Source organism: Kitasatospora sp. NPDC041917 (assembly GCF_055589745.1).
Genome location: NZ_JBVJBI010000124.1, coordinates 1 through 1,231, shown reverse-complemented (window position 1 = coordinate 1,231; position 1,231 = coordinate 1). Strand labels below are relative to the sequence as shown.

Below are 1,231 nucleotides of genomic sequence, written 5' to 3'. Positions count from 1 at the left end.
CTAGTGCCGCATCAGGCAACGTTGGCCCTGGCGACGACTGCGCGTAGGCGTTCGTCGGCGGCGTGCTTGTTCCGCCAGATGATGTAGCGGCGGATCATGCTGCCCTGTTCCTTGTGGCTGGCGTGGTCGGTGCCGTCGAGCGCGAAGTAGCGCAGGGCGGTGAACTGGGCCTCGATCCGGTTGAGCCAGGAGCTGTTGGTCGGGGTGTAGGCGATCTCGACGTTGTTCGCGGCCGCCCATGTCCCGACCCGCTGGCACCGTTTGGTGGTCAGGTGCGGCGAGTAGTTGTCGGCCACGATCGCGATGCGCACGTCCATCGGGTGCAGCGAGCGCAGGTAGCGGCAGAACTCCAGGAACTTCGAGCGGTTCTTGGTCTTCTTGATGTGGCCGTAGAGCCGGTCCTTGGCGAGGTCGTAGGCGGCGAACAGGTGCCGGACTCCGTGCGGGCGGGTGTAGGTCGCTCGTCGGCGGGGCCGGGGCTCACGGTCGGGGTCCTTGTGCCTGCCGCCGCGTTCGGCCCACTGGCGTCCGGGGTGGGGCTGGAGGTTGAGCGGCCCGAACTCGTCCATGCAGAAGACGACTTCGGGTTCTCCCTGCTCGGGTATGACCTCGCCGTCGGCGATCGCGTAGAGGTGCTCGACCCTTGCCTTCTTTGCGGCGTAGTCCGGGTCGCGGGAGGTCTTCCAGGTCTTCACGCGTTGAAAGGAGACGCCCTCCTCGCGGAGCAGGACCCGCAGGCCCTCGTGGCTGATGTCGTCGACCACCCCCTCGGCGACCAGGAAGTCGGCCAGCTTGGCCAGGCTCCAGGTCGAGAACGGCAGGCCGTGCTCGGCCGGCCTGGACTTGGCGATCTTCTTGATCTCACGGCGCTCGGGCAGCGTGAAGGTCCTCGGCCGTCCGCCCTTGTACTTCGGGTAGAGCGAGTCGAAGCCGTCGGTGTTGAAGTTGTGGATCACGTCCCGGACCCGGTCCGCGCTGGTGAACGTCACCTCGGCGATCTTCGCCACCGCCATGCCCTGCGCGGACAGCAGGACCATCTGGGACCGCCTCCAGGTCACCACGGACCCGGTGCCTCTGCGGACGATCCGCAGCAGGCGCCTGCCCTCGTCGTCGTCAATCTCCCGCACTCTTACGCGTTCAGCCACGTGATCATTCTGGCCGCTCGGTTGCCACCTGGCGGCAACCGAGCGATGCGTCACAACGGGGCGAACGCAGTCTGATGCGGCACTAG

At 66.9% G+C, this 1,231-nt stretch carries 1 protein-coding gene; it reads right to left on the bottom strand.

What is annotated here, in order from left to right; translation table 11 throughout:
- Window positions 1–11: 11 nt before the first annotated feature.
- Window positions 12–1,145, bottom strand: coding sequence for an IS630 family transposase (locus ACZ6EM_RS40470; RefSeq protein WP_465774690.1), 1,134 nt, complete (start codon window positions 1,143–1,145; stop codon window positions 12–14).
- Between the last annotated feature and the right edge of the window lie 86 nt (window positions 1,146–1,231).